This window comes from Microbacterium oleivorans NBRC 103075, assembly GCF_001552475.1.
Taxonomy (GTDB): domain Bacteria; phylum Actinomycetota; class Actinomycetes; order Actinomycetales; family Microbacteriaceae; genus Microbacterium; species Microbacterium oleivorans.
In genome coordinates this window covers 14,018-35,422 of sequence record NZ_BCRG01000006.1, presented here as the reverse complement: position 1 = coordinate 35,422, position 21,405 = coordinate 14,018, and the positions used below count along the sequence as shown (strand labels likewise).

Genomic DNA, 21,405 nt, shown 5'->3' with positions numbered 1-21,405 from the left:
AGTGCCGCACCTGCGCTGTGTCACGACCGGATCACGATGAATACGCTCTCAGGCTCCTGAGGCGTGCCGTCGCGGGGTCGCGGCGATCGTGACGGCACCGGCGACGATGATCCCGTCGGCCCGCAGCGCCCGCGCCGCCTCCTCGAGGGTCGCTCCGGTCGTGACCACGTCGTCCACCAGGACGACGCCGCGGCCTCCGAGTCTTCCCGCCGCTCGAGGGTTCACCCGCATGGCGCCCGCGAGGTTCTCGGCTCGTTCGTCGCGGGTCAACGCGCGCTGGTCCGCCGTCGCGCGCGCGACGCTGAGGAGCGGGAAGGGCCGCCAGCCTGCTCGGCGCGCGGCGAGCACGACGGGGGCGTAGCCGCGGCGTCGCAGCGATGCCCGACTGGCGGGAACGGGAACGGGGACCGCATCGACTCCCGTCGGCCAGGCGGCGCGGAGCGCGATCCCGAGGGGGCGTGCAAGGCCCGTCCTCCCGTCCTCCTTGAACGAGCGGATGACGCGCGCCGCCACGTCGTCGAACACGAGGGCACTCCGCACCTCGAGCCCACGGGAAAGGCGGCGGACGTGCACGGACGCGCGCAGCTTTCCCCGGCAGCGGTCGCACAGGTCCCGGTCCGCCAGATCGCATCCTGCGCACGACACGGGGAACACCACGGCGAGTGCCTCCTCGATGGCGCGTCGCGCGTGCGGCGGCAGGGAGAAGGCAGCGGGAACCGGCATCCGCTCATCCTGCGGTGCCGTGCGCGGCGGCAGGCCGCTGCACGGCACGTCGGGGGTACCGCGAGGAGACGAGGCGCCTGGGGAGGAGGCGGGATCAGCCGGGGAGGCCCTGCTGCACCGCCAGCACGCTCACGTCGGACGCCAGGACCTGCCACGACCCCCGCTGCACGTAGAGACTGCCATCGTCGGTCAGGAGGCGGACGCTGCCGCTCTGGTTCCCCCCCGCGATCGCGATGATGCCGTCGGGACCACGTACCTCGGTACCCAGACCCCCGATGGTCTGCTCGCGCACGATGCGCTGCTTGCCGTCGACGAAGACGAGCGCGAGGGTCGCGCCGTCGATCCAGGTGAGGTCGACACCGGGGCCACCGAGGGTCGCCACGACCTGCGGCTGACCGAGCGAGGTGGGCATGCCGTTCTCGTCTCGGATGATGCCCGCCACCCACAACGCCGACTGACCGCCCGCGCGAATGAGCGCCGCGACTCGTGCCCCGTCGCGCGACACGCGCATCGCCGTCACCTCGGACGCCCCGACCCATCCCGAGGGGATGTTCTGGGCATTGCCGTCGGGTCCGTAGGCCACGATCGCTCCCGGCTTGTCACGCGGGACCGTCCAGATGTAGCCGTAGGTGTCGATCGTGGGCGCCGTCAGCCTCGCGCGCGTATCGAGCCCGACGCGGGTGCCGTCGGCCGTCACGCGATAGACGGCGCCGGGACGGGTGCGGACTGCTGCCGTCGTGCGGGCGGCATCCATCTCGACCGCTTGCGGCTCCAGTCCGTCGAGAGCCTTCGCGAACCCGGGCACGTCTTCGACGTCGCTCCCCGAGAGGAAGCCGAACTTGCCGTTCTGGAGCACGAGCGGACGTACGTCGACCGCGGTGGAGCGCGTGGTGCGAGCGGTCACGTCGAGCGGCTCGTCGCCGACGAGCATCTGGACGTCGAGGATGCCGGCACCCGCCAGACTCGCCTCGAGCTGTGCCTTCATGCGCGCGAGCGTTTCGCGGCTGAGGTCGCGGATCGAGGGATCGAACGAAATCTGCGCGATGCCGGACTCGACCGGCACGGACGGCTGGGTGAGCGTCACCTCCCCGGTGAAGGCCGTGCGGACCGAGCCGGCGAGCCACGGGCTCGGCGAGCCCGACACCAGAGCCGCGGTGATGCGGGTGGCGGGATTCGTCGACGGGAACCAGCGGACGTCGGGGACGAGCGTCCGCCACGCTCGGTCGAAGTAGGAGAGGTCGTAGCTCTGGAAGACCGAGCCGAAGCGATTCGCATCGAGGACGATGCCGTCGGGGCCCTGGGCGATCCGCCACTGCCCGCGCTCCTTCGCGAGGGAGAAAGTGATGGGGATGCGTCCGCCCTCGGCCGGCTCGTACGAGCCCGCCGCGTCGACGGTCGCCACCGGCTCGACGGTGAAGACGATCTCATCGTCGCTGGGCGCGGAGATCGCGCTCTCGCCCGGCCGGTAGACCGTGACGTTCGCCTGCGGCTGCCACTTCTGGCGGAACTGGGTCGTGAGGAACTCCTGAGCGACCTCCCAGTTGCCGCGCGGACCGGAGCCCGCCGCGATGAAACCCTCGACGATCTGCTGGGGCGTGGCATCCTCCACCGGCCCATCGGGTACGTAGGAGAAGTCGGGCGGCCCCTCGACCTCGTCGATCGCCTTGCCGACGTGAACGGGGCCCCCGGTCGGAAGACCGGCGCACGCCGTGAGGACGAAAACGAGGATCGCCGCGACGGAGGTGGCGAGAGCGCGACGGACGGTCATGGTGTCTCCTCGCGCTGCGGCAGGGTGATCGGCTGGGTGAGGCCGAGGTCGCCCAGCGCTGCGTCGCCGCCGGCGTCGAGCTCGATCGGCGATCCGCCGGAGAGGTGCTCCCCCGCGCGGCGCGGCAGGGTCAGGACGAAGTTGCTGCCGCCGCCGAGCTCCGACCAGACCTCGAGCGTGCCGCCGTGCAGCTTGGCGTCACCGAGGGCGATGGAAAGACCCAGCCCCGTCCCGCCGATCGTCCGGCGACGCGACGGATCGGCGCGCCAGAAGCGGTCGAACACCCGCTCGGCGTCGGCTGCGCTCATCCCGAGCCCGAAGTCGCGCACCCCGAGGGCGACCGCACGCTGGTCACTGTCGACGGTCACCACGATGGGACGGCCCTCGCCGTGCTCGATGGCATTGCCCAGCAGGTTGCGGACGATGCGGCGGATGCGGCGGGGATCCATCTCGACCGGCGAGTACCCGCCGGGAGCGACCAGGCGCACATCGCTGCCGTGCTGTTCGGCGAGCTGGGCCATCGACTCGATCGTGTCCTCCGCGAGGTGCGCGAGACTCGTCGGCTCGAGCTCGAGCTGCACCGATCCGGCGTCGTAGCGGCTGATCTCGAGCAGGTCGGCCAGGAGCACCTCGAACCTCTGCACCTGCGCATGCAGCAGCTCGGCCGCACGCGATGTCGAGGGGTCGAAGTCGTCGCGCTGATCGTTGATCATGTCGGCCGCGAGACGGATGGTCGTCAACGGCGTCCGGAGTTCGTGCGAGACGTCGGAGACGAATCGCTGCTGCACGAGCGACAGCTCCGCGAGCTCCTTGATCTGCCCCTCGATGCTGTCGGCCATCGCGTTGAAGGATCGCCCCAGGGTCGCGAATTCGTCCTCACCTCTCACCGGGAGTCGGACCGCGAGGTCTCCGGCGGCGAGCTTCGCACTCGTCTCGGCGGCTTGGGCGATGGGCACGGTCACCGACCGCAGGACGAAGAGCGAGATGCCGCCGATGAGGACCAGGAGCGCCGCACCGACGACCCACAGGGTGACCTGCACGAACTGGAGGGTCTGCGCTTCCGATCCGAGGTCGTAGGCGAAGTAGACCTCGTACGCCCCCGCCTCGGGAACGTTCAGCTGTTGCCCGACGATGATCCCCGGTGTCTCGCCGCCGTCGGCTTCGGGAAGCCCGATGGACTGCCACCACTGCCGGTCCCCCGTCAGGCGGACGCTCTCGCGGAGCTCGGGCGAGATCATCGACTCCTCGAGGCCGCCGGCCTCGAAGTTCTGCGGTGCGATCGCGGACGGCTCGTCGTTGATGCGGAACACCGCGAGCATCGTCGTCCCCGCCTGACGCGAGAGGATCTCCCGGCGGACCTCGTCCATGAGCACCTGCAGGGCGACCTCGTCGCTGTCGACGACGGCCGCGTCGAACGTGCTCTGGGCGGCTTGCGTCGCTCGCTGCGCGGCATCCTGCACCTGCTCGGCGCGGGACTCGTACAGGTCGGTGAGGATCGCGAGCGACATCCAGACGAGGGCGACGAGGATCGTCAAGGCCGTGAGGGTCAGCGTCACCGAGAGGGTGCGGAAGCGGAGGGACCGACGCCACAGGAACCGGATACGGCGTTGCCACGACCGCCAGTCGCGCCACGGCGGCACGACGGTGTGCGTGCCGGTGCGGGCGGTCACCGACACGAGCGGATGCTCCGGCCGGTCACACCGCGGCGCCGGCGCGGTAACCCACACCGCGCACGGTCGTCACGATCTGGGGGTTGTCCGGGTCGCGCTCGACCTTCGCCCGCAGGCGCTGGACGTGGACGTTCACGAGACGCGTGTCGGCCTTGTAGTGGTAGCCCCAGACCTGCTCGAGCAGCATCTCGCGGGTGAAGACCTGCTGCGGCTTGGAGGCGAGGGCGACGAGGAGCTCGAACTCGAGGGGGGTGAGAGCGATGACGCCGTCGGCGCGCCGCACCTCGTGGGCCGCGACGTCGACGCTCAGGTCGCCGATCCGCAGGTTCTCCGATCGCGCCTCGGTCGTCGGCCGCAAGCGCGTGCGGATGCGTGCGACGAGTTCCTTGGGGTTGAACGGCTTGACGATGTAGTCGTCCGCGCCGGACTCGAGTCCCCGCACGACGTCAGCGGTGTCGGTGCGCGCCGTGAGCATGATGATCGGGACACCCGATTCGGCCCGGACGCGATTGCAGACCTCGATGCCATCCATTCCGGGCAGCATGAGATCGAGCAGGATGAGGTCGGGCCGCTCGTCGCGCCACGCATCCACCGCCGCAGCCCCGTCCGCGCAGAAGGCGACGTCGAAGCCTTCGGTGCGCAGGACGATGCCGATCATCTCTGCGAGAGCGGTGTCGTCGTCGACCACCAGGATGCGCGATGTCATAGAGCCGATGTCGTCCTTCAGGGATGGCGGATGCGGGTGCCCCGCCCACGGGTGAGTCCACAGTAACTGACGTGCGCCCGCTCGCGCCCGGACGACGCACGGCCCCTCCGGGAAAGGAGGGGCCGTGCGTCGTGGAACCGCTGCTGATCAGGCGTGCAGGTCGAACCGGTCGAGCTCCGTGACCTTCGTCCAGGCGGCGACGAAGTCGCGGACGAACTTCTCGCCGGCGTCGTCGGAGGCGTAGACCTCGGCGACGGCGCGGAGCTCCGAGTTCGCGCTGAAGACGAGGTCGACACGAGTGCCGACACCGATCTCGGAACCGTCCGCCGCCGTGCCGCGGAAGGCGTGCGATCCGGGGTCGAGCGGCTTCCACGTCGCGCCGAGGTCCAGCAGCTTCACGAACACGTCGTTCGTGAGGACACCCGGACGGTCGGTGAACACGCCGTAGGTCGAGCCGTCCCAGTTCGCGCCGAGGGCACGCAGGCCACCGACGAGGACGGTGGTCTCGGGAGCACTCAGCGTCAGCAGGTTCGCCTTGTCGATGAGGTGGTGCTCCGCGGGAAGGACCGCGTTCTGGCCGTAGTAGTTGCGGAACCCGTCGGCGGCCGGCTCGAGGTAGCCGAACGACAGCTCGTCGGTCTGCTCCTGCGACGCGTCGGTGCGGCCCGGGTGGAACGGCACGGTGGCCTCGACCCCGGCATCCTTCGCGGCCTTCTCGACGCCCGTGTTTCCCGCGAGCACGATGAGGTCGGCGAGCGAGACCTTCTTGCCGGCGGTCTGCTCCGCGTCGAACGCGGCCTTCACGTCTTCGAGTGCGGCGAGAACGGTCTGCAGCTGAGCCGGGTTGTTGACTTCCCAGTCCTTCTGCGGCGCGAGGCGGATGCGGGCGCCGTTGACGCCGCCGCGCTTGTCGCTGCCGCGGAAGGTGGATGCCGCCGCCCAGGTCGTCGAGACCAGCTGCGAGACGGTGAGGCCGGTGGCGAAGATGCGCTCCTTGAGGAGTGCGGCATCCGCGTCGTCGATCAGTTCGTGGTCGACGGCGGGCACCGGGTCCTGCCAGATGAGCTCCTCCTGCGGCACCTCGGGGCCGAGGTAGCGGACGACGGGGCCCATGTCGCGGTGGGTCAGCTTGAACCAGGCGCGGGCGAACGCGTCACCGAACGCGACGGGGTCGTCCTTGAAGCGACGCGAAACCGCGTCGTAGGCCGGGTCGGTGCGGAGGGCGATGTCGCTCGTCAGCATCCGCGGCTCGCGACGACCGTCGGAGTGCGCCAGCGGCACCATGTCGGCGCCGGCACCGTTGATGGGACGCCACTGGTGGCCGCCACCGGGGCTCTTCATGAGCTCCCACTCGTAGGCGTAGAGGATGTGGAAGAACTCGTTGTCCCAGCGGGTCGGGTGGTAGGTCCAGGTGACCTCGAGGCCCGACGTGATCGTGTCGTCGCCCTTGCCCGTGCCGTGGTTGTTCTTCCAACCGAGGCCCTGCTCCTCGATGCCTGCGGCCTCGGGGTTCGCCTCGACGTTCGTGTCGGGCGCGGCGCCGTGGGTCTTGCCGAAGGTGTGACCACCGGCGATGAGCGCGACGGTCTCCTCGTCGTCCATGCCCATGCGGCCGAAGGTCTCGCGGATGTCGCGGGCCGACTTCAGCGGGTCGGGCTCACCGTTCGGGCCCTCGGGGTTCACGTAGATGAGACCCATCTGTACCGCGGCGAGCGGCTTCTCGAGGTTGCGGTCGCCGCTGTAGCGCTCGTCCGCGAGCCACGTGGTCTCGGGGCCCCAGTACACGTCGTCGTCCGGCTCCCAGACGTCGGGGCGGCCGCCGCCGAAGCCGAAGGTGGAGAAGCCCATGGTCTCGAGCGCGACGTTGCCGGCGAGGATCATGAGGTCGCCCCACGAGAGGGACTGGCCGTACTTCTTCTTGACGGGCCAGAGCAGACGCCGCGCCTTGTCGAGGTTGACGTTGTCGGGCCAGCTGTTGAGAGGCGCGAAGCGCTGCTGGCCGGTGCCGCCACCGCCGCGACCGTCGGTCGCGCGGTAGGTGCCGGCGGAGTGCCAGGCCATGCGGATCATGAGCGGGCCGTAGTTGCCGAAGTCGGCGGGCCACCAGTCCTGCGAGGTGGTGAGAACCTCCGCGATGTCGGCCTTCACAGCGGCGAGGTCGAGGGCCTCGAAGGCCGCCTTGTAGTCGAAGTCCTCACCGACGGGGTTTCCCACGGCCGGGTTCTTCTTGAGGATGCGGAGGTTCAACTGGTTGGGCCACCACACCTGGTTGGCGGTGCCGACGGTGGGATGCGGCTGGCCGCCGTGGTTGGCCCGGTCGGCGCCGGGAGCGGAGTGGATGACGGGGCATCCGTCAGCGGTGTTCTCGCGGGGACGCGTCTCACCGTCGCCGCGCTCGTCGACCGGGGTGTCGATGGGGGTGACAGCCTGGTCGACGTCGGTGGCGTCGGCGCCGAGGGGCTGGGCCTGGGGGTCACGGTCGCTCATGGTGATCCTTCCGTTCGGGTGGATGAGAGGTGAGGTGGAGGAGGTCAGGCGGCGGCCTCGGCGGCGCACGCGCCACAGAGACCCCAATAGGTCACTTCGGCCGAGGCGATCCGGAAGCCGTGATCGTCGGCCGGGTGGAGGCACGGGGCGGCGCCCACGGCGCAGTCGACGTCTTGGACGAGACCGCACCCGGTGCACACCAGGTGGTGATGATTGTCGTCGACGCGCAGCTCGAAGAGCATGGGCTGACCGGCGGGCTCGATGCGGCGGACGAGCGCGGCATCCGCGAAGTCGTTGAGGGCGTTGTAGACCGACTGCCGGCTCGCCTTCGGCAGCGCACCGGCCACCTCGGCGAACACGGCGTCCGCGCTCGAGTGAGGGTGGGCGGCGAGGGCGGTGAGCACCGCGAGCCGCGATTCCGTCACCCGCAGTCCCGCGTCGCGGAGCGCGACGGCGGGGTCTGCGGCGAGATCGGTCATACCTTCAGCCTACGCGCTCTTTTGATCTGATCAAAAGAAAATCCAGCCGGGCGTGTCGACGTCAGTACCGGTAGTGGTCGAGCTTGTACGGACCCTCGACGGGCACGCCGATGTACGACGCCTGCTCATCGGTGAGCTGCGTCAGCTGAACCCCGAGTGCGGGCAGGTGCAGGCGCGCGACCTTCTCATCGAGCGCCTTGGGCAGCACGTACACCCCGGTCGGGTACTCGTCGACCTTCGTGAACAGCTCGATCTGCGCGAGCACCTGGTTCGTGAACGAAGCGCTCATGACGAACGAAGGGTGTCCCGTCGCATTGCCGAGGTTCAGCAGGCGTCCCTCGGAGAGAACGAGGATGCTGCGTCCTGTCGGCAGACGGTATTCGTGCACCTGCGGCTTGATCTCGATCTTCTCGACACCAGGCAGCGCCTCGAGCGCGGCCATGTCGATCTCGTCGTCGAAGTGACCGACGTTGCCGACGATCGCGAGGTGCTTGAGGGAGACGAGATGGTCGACCGTCACGACGCGGGTGTTGCCCGTACCCGTGATGATGATGTCGACCTGGTCGGCGACGTCCTCGAGCCGGGCGACCTGGTATCCGTCCATCGCCGCCTGGAGAGCGCAGATCGGGTCGACCTCGCTGACGATGACGCGTGCGCCCTGGCCGCGAAGAGCCTCCGCCGCCCCCTTGCCCACGTCGCCGTACCCGACGATGAAGGCGACCTTGCCACCGATGAGCACGTCGGTCGCGCGGTTGATGCCGTCGGGGAGGGAGTGACGGATGCCGTACTTGTTGTCGAACTTCGACTTGGTGACCGAATCGTTGACGTTGATGCCGGGGAAGAGGAGCTTCCCGGCCGCGTGCAGTTCGTACAGGCGGTGGACGCCCGTCGTGGTCTCCTCGGTGACGCCGAGGAGACCCGCCGCGAGGCGGGTGAAGCGCTGCGGGTCGCGCGCGAGGCTCGCGCGGAGGGTGTCGAGCACGATGCGGTACTCGGCCGAGTCGGTGTGCGCGGCATCCGGCACGGCACCGGCGGCCTCGAACTCGACGCCCTTGTGGACGAGGAGGGTCGCGTCGCCACCGTCGTCGAGGATGAGGTTCGGTCCGTCGAAACCCTCGTCGGACCAGTCGAAGATGCGGTCGGCGAGCTCCCAGTACTGCTCGAGCGTCTCGCCCTTGAAGGCGAACACCGGTACACCGGCGGGCTCGGCGACGGTGCCGTGAGGTCCGACGACAACGGCCGCGGCGGCTTCGTCCTGGGTGGAGAAGATGTTGCAGCTCGCCCAGCGCACCTGCGCGCCGAGGGCGACCAGCGTCTCGATGAGGACGGCCGTCTGGACGGTCATGTGGAGCGAGCCCGCGATGCGCGCACCGGCGAGGGGCTGTGACGCGCCGTACTCCTCGCGAAGGGCCATGAGACCCGGCATCTCGTTCTCGGCGAGGCGGATCTGGTGGCGACCGGCTTCAGCGAGCGAGAGGTCGGCGACGACGTGTTCGATGGTCTTCACGGGAGTGGGCACGGGCCCATCCTGCCACGCAGGATCAGACGCGGAGCGTCTCGTGACGGACGACGACCCACCCCTTCGGGACGGACATGCGGCCCGTGTGGATGGCGCAGAGATCATGGGCGTGGGGGTCGTTGCCCGCGCCGAGGGGACCGAGGACGGCCATCTGGTCGCCGTAGTCGTAGGTCAGGGTCGTTACGGCCTCACGGGCGCAACCCACTTTGGAGCACAGTCTCTCGAGCATCGAGATCACGCTATCCCCGCCCGTCCGCGCCGACCGGATGCCGCGCCGGTCTCAGCGGACGCCGCGGGCACTCAGCGCGTCGCCGAGATCATCCGCGTGACGGAGGGCCAGAACGACGAACGGTACGACGAAGACCCGGATGCCGCGCGCTCCCCGCGCCCGCTGGGCGACGCGCACCTCGCGCGCGAGCCGCGTCAGCGTCGGGACGGTGCCGAGGGCGACGACGAGCAGGAGTGCGACGCGAGTGGCATCCACTCCGATGACCCGCAGCGGACGGAGCGCCCGCTCGACGACGTCCAGCAGGGCCGCGACGGGCGTCGTCAGGGAGAGGAGGCCAGCGAGGACGACGGCGACCACGATACGTACCGTGCCGACGGTCGCGGCCTCGACCCCGAGGAAGATGCACGGGATGCCGAAGGCCACCACGACGAGCCAGCGAAGCCCCCACACCTGACGGCCGAGCTCGCGGAATCCCACACCGGGGACGACGTAGCAGGCCAGGCAGACTGCCGCGGCGATCGCGGCGGCCGGCCACGAAGCGGGCAGCAGAGAAACCCCGAGGGCCAGGAGCAGGAGCAGGAGCGTCTTCGGGCCCGCCGGCATCCGATGCCAGGGACCGGTGCCGGAACGGTACAGCGTCAGCATCGCCAACTCGCTGCGTGGGCATCGACGACGCCGGTCGCCTCCCCCACCTGCACGACGCGCCCCTCGTGCATCCGTACAGCGACATCGCAGCGCGCGGCGAGAGCGAGGTCGTGGGTCACCACCAGCAGTCGATGCCCGGTGTCGGCGAGCAGATGCCCGGAGACGAGGTGGGCGTTGCGTCCGTCGAGGAAAGCCGTCGGCTCGTCCGCGATGACGAGATCAGGCTGCCGGATGAAGGCGCCGCACAGCGCGAGGAGTTGCTTCTGCCCACCCGACAACTCGTAGGCCGGCCGGTCGGCGAGGTCCGTGAGCCCGAATCTTTCGAGAGCTCCGACGACCCGGGCATCGCGATCGGCGCGGGGCAGGCGGTCGGCGCGCAGCGAGAAGGCAACATCCTCCGAGACGGTCGGCATGATGATCTGGGCGTCGGGATTGCTGAAGACAATCGCGACGCGACGACGGAGAGCCGCGGCATCCTTCACCGCGTCCAGACCGAACACCTCGACGTGACCCCGGGTCGGCCGCACGAGTCCACCGATGAGCCGGGCGAGGGTCGACTTGCCCGATCCGTTGTCGCCGATGACCGCGACCGTGCGGGCGTCGAGCGCGAGGTCGATCTCGTGAAGAATGTCGGCGTCGGCCAGGCGCACCGACACCCCGGCGAGTCGGAGCGCGCTCGTCACCGGACCGAGGCCGCCTCACGGGCAGGGATGCGCGGCGCCCACGTGCGGCGGAAGGCTCGCGGGTAGCCGCGGACGAGCGCGCCGACGACGACGGTGGCGATGACGGCCTTGACGAGGTCGCCCGGGAGGAAGGCGAGGTTCGCGACGAGGGCCTGCTCGACGCCGATGCGCATGATGAGGCTCTGCAGCGGGATGCCGCAGGCGTAGACGACCACGACACCGCCGAGCAGGACACCGGCGAAGGTTCGCCACCACACCGGCCGCCGCCCGCCGAGGTGCACGATCAGCCCGACGACCACGACTCCGACGAGCCAGCCGATCAGATAGCCCGCGGTCGGCCCGACGAACACACCCGCTCCCCCACGGCCGCCCGCGAGAAGCGGGAGCCCGATCGCCACCAGCGCGAGGAGTGTGCCGACCGAGACCGCTCCGACGACCGGGCCGAGGACGGCACCGGCGAGCATGACGCCCAGGGTCTGCGCGGTGATCGGGACGCCGCCGAAGACGGAGAACGAGCCCGGCAGGCCGAGCACGGCGATGAGGCCGGCGAAGACTGCCGCGCGAGCGAGATCCGTCGTGTCGAGACGGGGGGTACTGGGGGTCATGCCATCCTCCTGAACACCGTTCACGTGAACGGTGTTCAGGTAGGCTAGCGTCATGTCTCCGCGCGATCCAAACCCGCCCGCCCGCGCGCCTCGCCGGACCAAGGACGATGTCGTCGACGCCGCCCTCCGCCTCCTCGATGGCGTCGGCCTTCCCGATCTGTCGATGCGCCGGCTCGCCGACGAACTCGGAGTCCAGCCCAGTGCTCTGTATTGGCACGTCGCGAGCAAGCAGGAGCTCCTCGCCGCCGTCAGCGGACGCATCCTCGCACCGGTCGTGCTGCGGCCGGGAGACCCTGTCGACCTGGCCGGAGCCGCCGTTACCCTCGGCCACCGCCTCCACGACCGACTGCTCGCCCACCGCGACGGCGCCGAGGTCGTCTCGAGCACGCTCGCACTCGGCCTCGCACCCTCGCCCGTCCACGATGCGCTGGGCGACTCCGCCGCTGCGCGCGTCATCGCCGACGCGGTCACGCACTACGTGGTCGGATTCACGTTCCACGAACAGCAGCGCCGATCAGCGGATGCCTGGGGCGCCGCCGCCCCCGCGGTGTCGCTCACGGCGGCCTCCGTCGAGGGCACCGACGACGACGGCTTCGCTGCGGCCCTCGGCCTCATCGCAGCGGGGATCGCGCGGTCCGCCGACGGCGTCGCCGTCGCCCGCGGCGCCTAGGATGGCGTCATGCTGAGCAAGGTGGATCCGTGAGGCGCCGCGTCCGCGCTGCGGCCCGCCCGGACCGGCATGGCCGACACGGTCGCCTGGACCGCAGCTCCGTCGTCCGACCGCCCCTTCCTGCAATCGAGACGCGCGCCGAGAAGTTCGACCTGACGGTCACGACGGCCGTCGAGTTCCTCCGGAGCGCGTGGCCGGAGCTTCGCGAGGTGCGGTTCGACATCGGCTGGATGCCGGAGGCGGCGGACGACGACGGCATCCCCCGGTGGGACGTCCAGAGCGAACAGAAGCGCATCATCCTGTTCCGCCTGCCGATCGAGCGGCTCGCGAGGCTCCACCACAACGACGACCTGCACCGACGGATGATGATCGAGAGCTGCGTGTTCCGCGCCGCCGCCGAATACCTCGACCGCGATCCCTGGGACCTCGGGCCAGACCGCTTCCGCTTCTGAGCGACGGCGTCAGCGCGGGCGGACCACCACAGGAGCCGCCGCCGCATCAGCGGGGACGACCGCGTATCCCGCGATCGCGTCGGGGGCGGTGAAGGTGATGCCTGCGCGGAGCGTTCCGCCGGCGGGATCGAGGCGGTAGAGCTCGCCGGCCCGCAGGTCCACCGAGACCGACCCGCTGGCGGGCACGCGGACTTCGCGCGGCTCGCCGGCACCCGCGCCGTCGGTCAGGACAGCGGCTACTTCCTTGCCGCCGGGGTTCACCAGAGCCAGCTGGGGCGCCGGGCCGTCGGCGACGGCGAGCAGGCTCGGCACCCGGATGTCGTCGGCCGTGCCGTACCAGGCGAAGTCCGACCCGGCATCCGCTCCTGTCGAGGTGTGAACGGAGGCGACGACGGGAGCACCGGCGTCGACCTCGACGCGGTACCTGCCCTCGGGGAGCGTGTTGAGGTCGACCTCGATCGGGACCCCGGCTGTCAGAGCGAGATCGGAGAACGAGGCGGCCGTCGACGCCCCCCCGACGGGGGTCACCGTGATGGCCGCGGTCGTGTCGTCGGACGGCGCGAGCAGCCGCACCATCGTGTTGGTCGGCTCGTCTCCGCCGCCGACGGCGGAAAAGGCGGGGATCGTCTGCTGCGCCCGAGGCAGACCCGTGGCGCCGCCCTGGTCGACGCCGACGGGGACCAGGGTCCGGGTGAGCGTCGATTGGAGGACAGCCTGCACGGGCGCTTGCGTCGCGGAGACCAGAACGACGGGACTCGTCTCACCGAGAGCGAGAGAGGCGAGGGGGACGATGCGCTGCTCTCCCGGCGGAATCAGGATGTTCGCACCGGCGTCCGGAGTCTCCCGGCCCTGCGAGCCGAAGACCGTCAGGTCGACGCGTGCCGCCACGTCGCCCGGGTTGGCGAGCACCACGAGGTCGGACGCGCCGGTCAGGCCGCTTCCGGCCGACAGCCACGTCTCCATGGCCGGCGGCGTGCAGGCGGAGGCCGCGAAGCCGGCCAGGTCCTCCGCGGCGACACGCGACGATCCGGCTGCGGCCACGTCGGTGCGCATGCGATCCACGGGCTCAGCGGCGAAGGTCGCGATGGGCGGGCCGTCCGGCACAGCCGAGGCGATCTCACCCGCAGTCGCCTCCGGGGAGCCGGCGGCCGTCCCCGACACGACGCTCTGTGTGGCGGCGATCTGGAGTGCCGCGACGTCGTCGACATCCCGCCCCGCCGCGACGAGCGGCCCGGCGCAGGACAGGACGGATGTCGCCGGCTCCGGCCGCGTCGTCGTCGACAGAGTCGATCGCTCGACCGTCGGCACCGGCATCGTCACGATGAGGAAGGTCCCCGCGACGATGAGGAGACTGACGGCCGCGCCGACACCGCGGCGGATCCGGCGTGCGGTGGTCATGACCCGCCCTTCTCTCCGACGACGGCATCGCGTTCGCCGATGATGCGGGGGTGGCGTCGTCCGGCGCGAAGGCTCGCCCGCGTCGGCACCGCGAGGAGGAGTGCGACCGCGATCACGCCGAGCTGGAGGAGCGCGACGCGGAAGGAGTGCGGACCGGACGCGTCGTCGACGGTGCGCTCGGCGATCGTCCCTTTGACGCTCCAGAGGACGCCGCGCGCCGTCTGACCGACGCTCACGAGGTCCGCCCGCTGGTTCAAGAGGTTCTGCGCCCCGAGCCGGCCGGCACGGGCGAGATCGCTCTCGCGGGGCGCCTGCTCGAGGAGGACGTAGGCGATGCCGTGCCGCGCGAGGTCGGCGACGACGTCGCCCGTCGCGGTCGAGACGAGGTCGGCGGTCACGTGTGCGAGCTCGCGGTCTCCGGAGGTGAGTTCGGGACGCGTGGACTGCAGCGTCGTCTGCCCACCGAGGGTCTCGCTCGCGCCCCAGACGACGGCGGCCGAGTAGGCGGCATCCGGTTGCACCGTGAGGACGAGCGTGGCGGTCTGCTCACCGTCGCGTTCTCCCTCACTGCCCGCGGTCTGCACGTAGGCGGGCAGGGTGCTCGAAGGCCCGTCGGTCAGCGCGGACTCGCCGCGCACGACAGCCGTGAGGGCGGGAACAGCGCCGACGGCGAGGAAGGCGATGACGAGGGATGCCGCGACGGGCACGAGCGCGTCCACCCGGCGGAGCCCATCCAGACCCGTGACGGCCGCGAGGATGAGACCAGCCCAGGCCAGCGAAAGAGCAGTGCCCGGCCAGATCGCGACCGGTCCCGACATGCCGGCCGTCAGGGCGATTCCGGAACCGAGGACCGCCGTCACCACACCCAGCACGGCGGCGCCGAGGGCGACGGATGCCGGGATCAGGCGCCCGAGGACGGGACCGAGAAGCGCAAGGAGAAGCACCGGGGCGGTGAAGGCGGCGACCCACCAGGCACGGCCGTCCTCGCCGAGGAACTGGGTCCACCCGGCGCCGTCCGTGGACGGGTATCCGAACGCGAACAGGACCTTCGGGAGGAGGCCCTCGGGGTTTCCCCCCACGGCGAGCGGCCGACCCGGATCGGCGAAGACCGCCAGCGGGTCGCCGACCGTGAGGTGGTACCACCCGAGCGGAAGGAAGATCGCGATCGCAGGGATGATGAGCCACGCGATGCGACCCGCACCGCGTCCGCGCCGGGACGACGTCACGAGGATCAGCGCGACGAGCCACAGGACGAGAAGCGCGGGCGCCAATGAGGGCGCGCACGCCAGCACGATGACGAGGATGATCGAGGCCAGCCCCGCACTGCTCCACGAGCGCCGCGCCGCGGTCGCCGTGTAGATCAGCCAGGGCAGCGCCACATGGAGGATGACGGCCGTCGGGCGCCCCTCGACGAGAGCCACGAGGAACATCGGCGCGACCGCCCAGGCGAACGCGGCGGCGCACCGGAGGACGGAGCGCTGCGTGACGCGCGTCGCGGCGAACCATCCGCCGAGAGCGGCGAGAGGAAGCGCGAGCAGCCACAGGATCACGAGGGCGCGCGAGGGGGCGAGCGGGCTCAGCGAGCCGATCATCGCCACGACCGAGGCGAACGGGTCCGCAGGGCCGATCGTGTCCCATCCGAGCGCGCGCGGACCGTAGGCGGCATCCGTCCACAACGCGACGATGCCGCTGCGCAACGGCGCGAGTCCGCCGCCGCCGAGCACCGGCCAGGCCAGGAGCGCCCCGAACGAGAGCATCGACGTCGCGAGTGCGCCGAGCACCACCCAGGCGCCGCCCCCGCTGAAGAATCGCAGGTCCTCGCGCGGGGTCGCCGCGGCATCCGCTTCGTCTTCGAGTCGTTCCCGCAGGTCGCGCCGGCCGATGCGCAGCTGCGCGAGCGACAGCCAGGATGCCGTGCGGTTGCGGCGGATCGTGCGGCGGGCACGGACGACGGCCGCGAGCCCGATGAGTACGGAGAAGGAAGCGGCCCACTCGGGGCCGATCCGTCCGGGGTTCTTCGCCACGAGGTGACCCAGCGTTCGCCAGAGCGCGAGCGGGAGGAGGGCGAGCCAGTGGAACGGCACCGCGGCCGCGGGGGCGTAGACGAGGCGGCGGTGGAGCTGCGCCTTGCGTTCGGCGTACAGACGCCGACCGCGCGCGCCCGCCGAGCGCCCCTCGGGGGCGCCCGCGACGCCGTCGCCGGCCACGGCGACGAGGGCCGTCGGCGCGAGCGCGACGCGTCCGCCAGCCAGGCGGGCACGGATGCCGAGGTCGAGGCCTTCGTCCGCGCCGGCCAGGCCGGGGTCCACGCCGGCCAGCGCGCTCCACACCTGGGAGCGGACGAGCACGCCCCGGATGTCCGAACCCAGGACATCTTCACCGGTGTCGTGCTGGCCCTGATCGAGCTCCCCGTCGGCGAGGCCGACCGTGCGTCCGGTGTGAGTCATCGTGACGCCGAGTGAGACGATCCGGCTCGCGTCGTCCCACGAGACGAGCTTCGGCGCGGCGAGAGCGACGGACGGCGCCGTCTCGAGCGCACCGGCGAGGCGCGCGAGCGCGTCGGGGGCCGGGGCGGTGTCTTGCGCCAGGAGCCAGACCGCGTCCCCGGTGATCCGACGACTGGCGAGGCGGAGGGCATCGGCGAAGCCGGTGCCGCGTCCCGCCACGATGACGGCTTCTGCTCCCGACTCGGACGCGAGCTTCTTCAGCTTCTCGTCCGGTCCGCAGAGCACGACCGTGAGCACATCGGCGCGCCGCGTCTGGGCGGCGAGCGCGCGCAACGTGCGGCTCAGATGGAGATCCGTGGGGCCTCGTCCGTGGGGGCGGACGACGAGGATCGCGTGTACTCGGGCGGGCATGACCAGGTCAGCCTAGGTCGCGACCCGACCGTCGCGGGGAGGACGGACGGGGTGGCGCGGATCCGCGTCAGGAAGCGCGACGCTTCAGCTTGCGACGCTCGCGCTCGCTGAGACCGCCCCAGATACCGAAGCGCTCATCGTTCTGCAGCGCGTACTCGAGGCATTCGCCACGAACGTCGCACGTCGTGCAGATGCGCTTCGCATCGCGCGTCGATCCACCCTTCTCAGGGAAGAACGCCTCGGGATCGGTTTGCGCACAGAGTGCGTCTGCCTGCCATGCGAGAGCTGTGTCCTCGTCGGTGTCGATTCGCCGGCGGACACCGGGGACCCCGAGGTTGACGGGATCGACGAACCAATTCTCGGGAACGCCGGAACGGTAACCCGTCATCTTGCTCTCCCACCTGTAGACACTGGCCACTGTGCGGCCGATGCCTAATTACACCCGTGTGATTCGCTCCGGTCAAGTCGCAGATCGTAAACCCTCAACCCGCCATTGAATCTTCTTGAAGCTCCCGGCGTGTCGCCGGGTCAGCCCCGGCGACCCGGTCGGGCGAGATACACGACCCCGGACCCTCCGAGCACGAGAGACGATTCGTCGTCGGCGTACGCGGCTGTTCCCGGCGTGAGGTCGATGCGGCGATCGCCCGCGGAGACGGTGACCGCTCCGTCGGCGGCGAGGACGATGGCGGGACCGTCGAGCGTGACCGACACCGGCCCGCTCGTCGTCGCGTAGCGCGTCAGCACGAAGTCGGGCACGTCCGCGTCGAACGTCTCCCCCGCTCCGTCGGCGACCGGGATCACGAGCGGCGCGTTGCCGGGTTCGGTGTCGACGATGGTCATGAGCTCGGCGACGTCGATGTGCTTCGGGGTCAGCCCGCCGCGCAGGACGTTGTCACTGGCGGCCATGAGCTCGACGCCGAGGCCGTCCTGGTAGGCGTGGAGGACACCCGCTGGGGCGAAGACGGCCTCGCCCGCTCGCAAGACGACGAGGTTCATGAGGAGCGCCACGACGATCCCGGCATCCCCCGGGAAGTCCCGGACGATCGCCCGGAGGACATCGATCTCCTCCGCGAAGCCCGGGCTCTCGGCATCCGTCAGCGCCGACGCCACCGCCGAGACGATGTCGTCCGCCTGGCCGCTCAGGACTTCCTCGATCACGCTCCGGAGCGCGTCAGCAGGAGCCGCCACGGTGAGAGCATCGCGGAGCCGGAGGACCCCGGCAGCGTCGCCGAAGCCTGAGAGCAGACTCAGCGTGTCCTCGACGCGCCGCAGCCCCACCAGAGCACGGAAGCGGTCGCTGAGGGCGACGATGATCTCCGGCTTGTGGTTGTCGTCGCGGTAGATGCGCTCCGCGGCGTCTCGAGGGATGCCGGCGGCCTCCTCCCGTGCGAAGCCGGCCCGCGCCTGCGCGAGGTCGGGATGCGCCTGGATCGACAGCGACGAGGAGGCGGCAAGGATCTTCAAGAGGAACGGCAGCGGGGCCTTCCCTGAGTCGGTCCGGGCAGCGACGAGCGAGCGTCCGTCGCCGAGGACCGCCGGGCTCCCCGGGTGGTCGCCGAACCAGACCTCCGCCTCGGGGACACCGGTGGGGGCCCTGCCCTGCAGAGCGGGAATGGCGGTGGGCGATCCCCAGGCGTAGTCACGGGGGGCGTTCGAGAGCGTCTCCAGCACGCGATCAGCCTACGGCGTGGGGCAGAGCGCCCGGGCTCGCGCGATACCCTTCTGTCACCATGGCCGTCCACTCCTCGCACCCGGTCTCGGCGCCGCCGGCCGCCCCGCCGCGCGAGCGGACGAGCCACATCCTGCTGCGCGGATGGTGCATCGTCCTCCTGGTGATCACACTGTCGGGAACGGCACTGCCGCTCGCATTCGACGTGCCGATCTCCGCTGCCATCGGCGTCGTGAGCTTCCTCGTGTCGGTGGTCCTCTGGCTGGTGATCCGACCCCGGGTGCAGTGGCCGCGGCTTCCCTGGTACGCGCTGACGTATCTCGTGTGGGCCGTCGCGTCGACGCTGTGGACGCACTGGCTGGACGCGACCCTCCTGACCGTTGCCTTCCTCATCGTCACCACGGTCGCCGCACTCTTCGTGGGTGCCGTCCTGACGTGGCGCGAGGTCGTGCGAGCCCTGGCATCCGCTCTCAAATGGATGCTGTCGCTGTCGATCCTGTTCGAACTCTGGGTGAGCTTCGTCTGGGATGGGCCGGTCCTGCCGCACTTCGTGCGTCCCGACGGTCCGGTCGACGACCCGATTGTGCTGTGGTCGCGCGACAACCTTTTCGACGGCGGGCGCATCCAGGGGATCTTCGGCAACTCCAACGCCCTCGCCTATGTCGCACTCCTCGCGATCGTGGTCTTCGCGATCCGGATCGCATCGCAGGCTCCCCGTCGGCCCGTTCTCGTCCTGTGGACTCTCCTCGCCGCCTTCCTCTTCGTGCGAGCGGGGTCGGCGACCGCCACCCTCTCCGCCGTCGCGGTGGTCGTCGTCCTCATTACCGTGCTCGTCATGCGAACGACCAAGCGCGCCGGCGAACGCACGCGGTACTACCTGCTCTACGCCGTCGTCGCGATCGGCGGCCTCCTGGCCGCGTGGCTGCTGCGCGACCGGATCTTCACCGCCCTCGGCCGCTCGAGCGACCTCACCGGGCGCGAATCGATCTGGCAGAAGGTGCTGGAGCGCGCGGTCGAGCACCCCGTGATCGGCTGGGGTTTCTCGACGCCGTGGATCCCCACCGAGCCCGCGTTCGATCGCTGGATCGTCGACCACGGCCAGACCGTGATGCAGGCCCACAACATGTGGGTCGATGTCTTCCTGCAGCTCGGCGCCGTCGGCATCGTCCTCATGGCGGCCGCCTACGTCGCGTTCGTGTGGCGGTCGTGGTTCTTCGCGGTCGACCGTCCGCGGTGGGATCTCGTCTCCGACCGCCCGTACACCGCCCTGACTCTCCTGCCCACTCTCACGGGAGCCATCCTGCTCGTTCAGGGTCTGGCCGAGTCGACGCCCCTCTTGAATTGGGGATGGTTCCTGCTGATCCTGTTCGCTTTCAAGATCAAGCAGGCACCGCTCGTGGGTCGAGGGCCGTCCGAAGAGCGCCTCCTCGGCGAACAAGGCGACAGGCCCGTCGAACGATGAACCCCCGCCTGGCGCGCGTCGTCGACTTCCTCCAGTCGAGTGACCTCGCTGCCGCGTTCGCCACGGCGACGATCGGCGCTCTGTTCGCGACGCACGCCATCCGCCAGCTGACGGGCGATGCCGGCCTCGGCGCCATCACCACGGCGCTGTGCGTGATCGGCGCCGGCATGCTCGTCGCGCGACGGCGCGAGCTGAGGCTCGTGGAGATCATGCCGACGACGTTGGCCCTCCTCCTCGTCTGGCTGCTGGCCTCGCTCCTGTGGGGCCCCTCCGCCTCCGAGACCCTCGCGGGCTGGCTCCAGCTCGCCGTCCCGACGTTCCTCGCGGTCGTCGTCGCCCAGTTCCGCGACACCATCCAGACCGTCCGCGCCACTGGCGACGTCCTGCGGTTCCTGCTGTCGGTGTCGCTCGGCCTCGAGATCCTCAGCGGCATCCTGATCGACACTCCGATCCCCTTCCTCGGGATCGGCGGCAACCTCGCCGTCGGCGGGCCTATCCAGGGCGTGTTCGGCACACGAACCGTGCTCGGCGTGGTGACGATGATCGCGCTCATCACCTTCCTCGTCGAGTGGCGCACCCGCTCCGTCGCCCCTGGGGTGTCGATCTTCTCCGTCAGCCTCGCCGCCGTGCTCGGTGTGTTCACCGACTCTCCGATCGTCCTCGTGATGGCCGTCATCGCCGGGCTCGCGACCGCCACCCTCGCCCTCGTGCGACGCGCACCGCTGCGGGCACGATCCACACTCCAGCGGAGCATCGGGGGCGCCGTCCTCGTCGCTCTCCTGCTCGCCTACGTCTTTCGCCGCCCCCTCGTGCACTGGCTCAACGCGGAACCGGACTTCCTCGCCCGCTCCCGCCTCTGGAACGCCGCCATCGACCTCGCACAGACGCGACCGGTGCAGGGGTGGGGCTGGGTGGGCACCTGGCCCGAGTACATGTCGCCGTACTCGTACATCCGCATCATCACCGGTCGTGACCACGGATCCGCCCTCAATGCATGGGTCGATGTTCTCCTGCAGGCGGGGGCCGTGGGCGTCGCGCTGCTCGCCCTCCTGGCAGGGCTCGCGCTCGCACGAGCATGGATGACCGCGACCGAGAAGCGCTCGACCATCTATACGTGGACACCCCTCGTCCTCATCGTCGTCCTGGCGGACTCGGTCGTGACGAGCGCCCTCCTCGGCGGGTTCGGATGGTTCCTCCTCGTCGTCTGCAGCGTCAGCGCGTCGAAGGTGCGAGGGTGGCGCCGCGTCCTGTCGGAGCGCGTCGACGGCTGAAACGCGGTTTCGTCACCCGGTTATAGTTGTGGGCGGGGGCTCTGCGGATCCGCTCAGTGCCGTGACGGCGGAGCGATGGGCGCTGACCCGCCAGAGGCTCGCGGTTCGCGC

The 21,405-nt window shown here is 70.6% G+C and carries 19 protein-coding genes; 4 read left to right on the top strand and 15 right to left on the bottom strand.

What is annotated here, in order from left to right:
* Positions 1-48: 48 nt before the first annotated feature.
* The 11 genes from MO1_RS07805 to MO1_RS07755 form a co-directional block, all read right to left on the bottom strand.
* Positions 49-723: a ComF family protein gene (locus tag MO1_RS07805; protein ID WP_036312681.1), complete on the bottom strand. Its 675-nt coding sequence runs from the start codon at positions 721-723 to the stop codon at positions 49-51.
* Between the two features lie 94 nt (positions 724-817).
* A complete protein-coding gene (locus tag MO1_RS07800; RefSeq protein ID WP_060915718.1) occupies positions 818-2,491 on the bottom strand; it encodes an LpqB family beta-propeller domain-containing protein in 1,674 nt (557 codons plus the stop codon).
* Positions 2,488-4,167 carry an MtrAB system histidine kinase MtrB gene (gene mtrB, locus MO1_RS07795; RefSeq protein ID WP_060915717.1) on the bottom strand — a complete coding sequence of 560 codons (1,680 nt, stop codon included), beginning with the start codon at positions 4,165-4,167 and terminating at the stop codon, positions 2,488-2,490. Before mtrB ends, MO1_RS07800 begins: the two co-directional genes overlap by 4 nt.
* A gap of 19 nt (positions 4,168-4,186) precedes the next feature.
* Positions 4,187-4,867 carry an MtrAB system response regulator MtrA gene (gene mtrA, locus MO1_RS07790; protein WP_036312687.1) on the bottom strand — a complete coding sequence of 227 codons (681 nt, stop codon included), beginning with the start codon at positions 4,865-4,867 and terminating at the stop codon, positions 4,187-4,189.
* A gap of 147 nt (positions 4,868-5,014) precedes the next feature.
* Positions 5,015-7,354, bottom strand: a complete 2,340-nt coding sequence (gene katG, locus MO1_RS07785) for a catalase/peroxidase HPI (RefSeq protein WP_060915716.1) — start codon at positions 7,352-7,354, stop codon at positions 5,015-5,017.
* A 44-nt stretch (positions 7,355-7,398) separates the two neighbouring features.
* Complete coding sequence (locus MO1_RS07780; protein ID WP_060915715.1) at positions 7,399-7,833, bottom strand: Fur family transcriptional regulator; 435 nt, start codon at positions 7,831-7,833, stop codon at positions 7,399-7,401.
* Positions 7,834-7,894: 61 nt separating this feature from the next.
* Positions 7,895-9,352, bottom strand: a complete 1,458-nt coding sequence (gene ahcY / locus MO1_RS07775; RefSeq protein ID WP_060915714.1) for an adenosylhomocysteinase — start codon at positions 9,350-9,352, stop codon at positions 7,895-7,897.
* Positions 9,353-9,374: 22 nt separating this feature from the next.
* A complete protein-coding gene (locus MO1_RS07770; protein ID WP_036313226.1) occupies positions 9,375-9,581 on the bottom strand; it encodes a DUF3499 family protein in 207 nt (68 codons plus the stop codon).
* Between the two features lie 51 nt (positions 9,582-9,632).
* Complete coding sequence (locus tag MO1_RS07765; protein WP_060915713.1) at positions 9,633-10,226, bottom strand: energy-coupling factor transporter transmembrane component T; 594 nt, start codon at positions 10,224-10,226, stop codon at positions 9,633-9,635.
* The gene (locus MO1_RS07760; protein ID WP_060915712.1) at positions 10,220-10,909 is read right to left on the bottom strand and encodes an energy-coupling factor ABC transporter ATP-binding protein; all 690 of its coding nucleotides are present in this window, start codon (positions 10,907-10,909) and stop codon (positions 10,220-10,222) included. Before MO1_RS07760 ends, MO1_RS07765 begins: the two co-directional genes overlap by 7 nt.
* Complete coding sequence (locus MO1_RS07755; RefSeq protein WP_060915751.1) at positions 10,906-11,514, bottom strand: biotin transporter BioY; 609 nt, start codon at positions 11,512-11,514, stop codon at positions 10,906-10,908. The genes MO1_RS07760 and MO1_RS07755 overlap by 4 nt, the downstream gene beginning before the upstream one ends.
* Before the next feature lie 52 nt (positions 11,515-11,566).
* Between MO1_RS07755 and MO1_RS07750 the strand changes: the two genes are divergently transcribed.
* Positions 11,567-12,184 carry a TetR/AcrR family transcriptional regulator gene (locus MO1_RS07750; protein ID WP_060915711.1) on the top strand — a complete coding sequence of 206 codons (618 nt, stop codon included), beginning with the start codon at positions 11,567-11,569 and terminating at the stop codon, positions 12,182-12,184.
* A 29-nt stretch (positions 12,185-12,213) separates the two neighbouring features.
* A complete protein-coding gene (locus tag MO1_RS07745; RefSeq protein ID WP_174520565.1) occupies positions 12,214-12,636 on the top strand; it encodes a metallopeptidase family protein in 423 nt (140 codons plus the stop codon).
* A gap of 9 nt (positions 12,637-12,645) precedes the next feature.
* On the opposite strand, the gene MO1_RS07740 is transcribed toward MO1_RS07745, so the two are convergent.
* From MO1_RS07740 to manA, 4 genes are all read right to left on the bottom strand, one after another.
* Complete coding sequence (locus MO1_RS07740) at positions 12,646-14,034, bottom strand: DUF5719 family protein (RefSeq protein WP_060915710.1); 1,389 nt, start codon at positions 14,032-14,034, stop codon at positions 12,646-12,648.
* Positions 14,031-16,892 carry a glycosyltransferase family 2 protein gene (locus tag MO1_RS07735; RefSeq protein WP_060915709.1) on the bottom strand — a complete coding sequence of 954 codons (2,862 nt, stop codon included), beginning with the start codon at positions 16,890-16,892 and terminating at the stop codon, positions 14,031-14,033. Before MO1_RS07735 ends, MO1_RS07740 begins: the two co-directional genes overlap by 4 nt.
* 67 nt (positions 16,893-16,959) lie before the next feature.
* Complete coding sequence (locus tag MO1_RS07730) at positions 16,960-17,280, bottom strand: WhiB family transcriptional regulator (RefSeq protein ID WP_076709487.1); 321 nt, start codon at positions 17,278-17,280, stop codon at positions 16,960-16,962.
* Between the two features lie 140 nt (positions 17,281-17,420).
* Positions 17,421-18,563 (bottom strand): mannose-6-phosphate isomerase, class I, encoded by a 1,143-nt coding sequence (gene manA / locus MO1_RS07725; RefSeq protein WP_060915708.1) that lies wholly within the window; start codon positions 18,561-18,563, stop codon positions 17,421-17,423.
* Between the two features lie 59 nt (positions 18,564-18,622).
* Here manA and MO1_RS07720 point away from each other — a divergent pair, with 59 nt between their 5' ends.
* Positions 18,623-20,023 (top strand): O-antigen ligase family protein, encoded by a 1,401-nt coding sequence (locus MO1_RS07720; protein ID WP_036312706.1) that lies wholly within the window; start codon positions 18,623-18,625, stop codon positions 20,021-20,023.
* Entirely contained in the window at positions 20,020-21,294 is a 1,275-nt protein-coding gene (locus MO1_RS07715; RefSeq protein ID WP_060915707.1) for an O-antigen ligase family protein, read from the top strand. The genes MO1_RS07720 and MO1_RS07715 overlap by 4 nt, the downstream gene beginning before the upstream one ends.
* The last annotated feature ends 111 nt before the right edge of the window (positions 21,295-21,405 follow it).